Annotated in this window: 1 rRNA gene; it reads right to left on the bottom strand. The window is 52.4% G+C overall.

The features are described 5' to 3' along the window. Nucleotides 1-37 precede the first annotated feature (37 nt). Nucleotides 38-2,804: ribosomal RNA gene (locus AC07UY_RS21715) — 23S ribosomal RNA — on the bottom strand; the annotation flags it as partial.

Below are 2,804 nucleotides of genomic sequence, written 5' to 3'. Positions count from 1 at the left end.
TGATGTCTTTCTTCCACCAAAACACCTTTGGCGTTGTAAGGTTAAGCCTCACGGTTCATTAGTATCGGTTAGCTCAATGTATCGCTACACTTACACACCCGACCTATCAACGTCGTAGTCTTCAACGTTCCTTCAGGAGACTTATAGTCTCAGGGAGAACTCATCTCGGGGCAAGTTTCGTGCTTAGATGCTTTCAGCACTTATCTCTTCCGCATTTAGCTACCGGGCAATGCCATTGGCATGACAACCCGAACACCAGTGATGCGTCCACTCCGGTCCTCTCGTACTAGGAGCAGCCCCCCTCAATTCTCCAGCGCCCACGGCAGATAGGGACCGAACTGTCTCACGACGTTCTAAACCCAGCTCGCGTACCACTTTAAATGGCGAACAGCCATACCCTTGGGACCTACTTCAGCCCCAGGATGTGATGAGCCGACATCGAGGTGCCAAACACCGCCGTCGATATGAACTCTTGGGCGGTATCAGCCTGTTATCCCCGGAGTACCTTTTATCCGTTGAGCGATGGCCCTTCCATTCAGAACCACCGGATCACTAAGACCTGCTTTCGCACCTGCTCGAGCCGTCACTCTCGCAGTCAAGCTAGCTTATGCCTTTGCACTAACCTCCTGATGTCCGACCAGGATTAGCTAACCTTCGTGCTCCTCCGTTACTCTTTAGGAGGAGACCGCCCCAGTCAAACTACCCACCAGACACTGTCCGCAACCCGGATTACGGGTCTACGTTAGAACACCAGCCATTAAAGGGTGGTATTTCAAGGTTGGCTCCATGCAGACTGGCGTCCACACTTCAAAGCCTCCCACCTATCCTACACATCAAGGACCAGTGTTCAGTGTCAAGCTATAGTAAAGGTTCACGGGGTCTTTCCGTCTTGCCGCGGGTACACTGCATCTTCACAGCGAGTTCAATTTCACTGAGTCTCGGGTGGAGACAGCCTGGCCATCATTACGCCATTCGTGCAGGTCGGAACTTACCCGACAAGGAATTTCGCTACCTTAGGACCGTTATAGTTACGGCCGCCGTTTACCGGGGCTTCGATCAAGAGCTTCTCCTTACGGATAACCCCATCAATTAACCTTCCGGCACCGGGCAGGCGTCACACCGTATACGTCCACTTTCGTGTTTGCACAGTGCTGTGTTTTTAATAAACAGTTGCAGCCAGCTGGTATCTTCGACTGATTTCAGCTCCACGAGCAAGTCGCTTCACCTACATATCAGCGTGCCTTCTCCCGAAGTTACGGCACCATTTTGCCTAGTTCCTTCACCCGAGTTCTCTCAAGCGCCTTGGTATTCTCTACCTGACCACCTGTGTCGGTTTGGGGTACGATTTTGTGTTACCTGATGCTTAGAGGCTTTTCCTGGAAGCAGGGCATTTGTTACTTCAGCACCGTAGTGCCTCGTCATCACACCTCAGCGTTAATAAGGAACCGGATTTACCTGGAACCTCCGCCTACATGCTTAAACCGGGACAACCGTCGCCCGGCCCAACATAGCCTTCTCCGTCCCCCCTTCGCAGTAACACCAAGTACAGGAATATTAACCTGTTTCCCATCGACTACGCCTTTCGGCCTCGCCTTAGGGGTCGACTCACCCTGCCCCGATTAACGTTGGACAGGAACCCTTGGTCTTCCGGCGTGCGGGCTTTTCACCCGCATTATCGTTACTTATGTCAGCATTCGCACTTCTGATACCTCCAGCAACCCTCACAGGCCACCTTCAACGGCTTACAGAACGCTCCCCTACCCAACAACACATAGTGTCGCTGCCGCAGCTTCGGTGCATGGTTTAGCCCCGTTACATCTTCCGCGCAGGCCGACTCGACCAGTGAGCTATTACGCTTTCTTTAAATGATGGCTGCTTCTAAGCCAACATCCTGGCTGTCTGTGCCTTCCCACATCGTTTCCCACTTAACCATGACTTTGGGACCTTAGCTGGCGGTCTGGGTTGTTTCCCTCTTCACGACGGACGTTAGCACCCGCCGTGTGTCTCCCGTGATAACATTCTTCGGTATTCGCAGTTTGCATCGGGTTGGTAAGTCGGGATGACCCCCTAGCCGAAACAGTGCTCTACCCCCGAAGATGAATTCACGAGGCGCTACCTAAATAGCTTTCGGGGAGAACCAGCTATCTCCCGGTTTGATTGGCCTTTCACCCCCAGCCACAAGTCATCCGCTAATTTTTCAACATTAGTCGGTTCGGTCCTCCAGTTAGTGTTACCCAACCTTCAACCTGCCCATGGCTAGATCACCGGGTTTCGGGTCTATACCCTGCAACTTAACGCCCAGTTAAGACTCGGTTTCCCTTCGGCTCCCCTATTCGGTTAACCTTGCTACAGAATATAAGTCGCTGACCCATTATACAAAAGGTACGCAGTCACCCCATAAAAGAGGCTCCCACTGCTTGTACGTACACGGTTTCAGGTTCTTTTTCACTCCCCTCGCCGGGGTTCTTTTCGCCTTTCCCTCACGGTACTGGTTCACTATCGGTCAGTCAGGAGTATTTAGCCTTGGAGGATGGTCCCCCCATATTCAGACAGGATACCACGTGTCCCGCCCTACTCTTCGAGTTCACAACACATGCGATTTTGTGTACGGGGCTATCACCCTGTATCGCCGGACTTTCCAGACCGTTCCACTACCACACATGCTGATTCAGACTCTGGGCTGCTCCCCGTTCGCTCGCCGCTACTGGGGGAATCTCGGTTGATTTCTTTTCCTCGGGGTACTTAGATGTTTCAGTTCCCCCGGTTCGCTTCATTACGCTATGTATTCACGTAATGATAGTGTG

This window comes from Citrobacter sp. GW821-FHT02E08, from assembly GCF_059421685.1.
Note: the sequence above shows the minus strand (reverse complement) of the source record. Positions and strands in the feature narration are given on the sequence as shown.